The organism is Halorubrum sp. SP9 (genome assembly GCF_005435015.1).
Taxonomy (GTDB): Archaea; Halobacteriota; Halobacteria; order Halobacteriales; family Haloferacaceae; genus Halorubrum; species Halorubrum sodomense.
In genome coordinates, this window is sequence record NZ_SGXU01000271.1 from 1 (window position 1) to 571 (window position 571).

Here is a 571-nt window from a genome sequence, read left to right on the forward strand (position 1 = left end):
CGGAGATGTCGAATCAGTCCGGAAGCTGCAGGCATCATCAATTACTGGCTTGATGAGCGTTCGAACTTTGATGAGTATGCTGACACAGACGCGGTCTGGTTGAATCAGAGAGGGAGCCCGTACTGTGCATCGATTCTCCGACGCAGAGTGCTGATGCGGCTACAAGCAGAAATCGGCATCAACGTTGAAAACAGAGAGAATGGCTGGTACATGATTCGACGAGGTGTTGGGACTGACATCATCAACAAAGGTGGCAGTATCAACCTCCTAATGCAGCAGCTTCGAATTAACCGCTACGAGACTGCACAGCGCTATGTTCGGAATGCTGACGAAGCTGCTGACGACTACTTCGAGAAGCGATGAGCGGTAACGAATAAATCAGCCCATCACCAAAGGCAGACCATGTTCCAAAGTTTCGACCGAGGAAATGGGGTGAGAAGTCAGTGACTCTTCGCGATAGGGTTTGGGATGCGTCTCTGACCATGCTCGTGAACCGGGGGAAATTCAAGCTAAAAGAATTACCTGTGGAAGAATCGGAACGCCATACCGCTCGTCGCGTTCTGCGCACCAT

At 51.0% G+C, this 571-nt stretch carries 1 protein-coding gene; it reads left to right on the forward strand.

Annotation, left to right across the window (positions count from 1 at the left end; translation table 11 throughout):
• Window positions 1-363, forward strand: a 363-nt coding sequence (locus tag EXE45_RS20945; protein WP_241989525.1) for a site-specific integrase, incomplete at its 5' end; no start/stop codon positions are given.
• Window positions 364-571 lie beyond the last annotated feature (208 nt).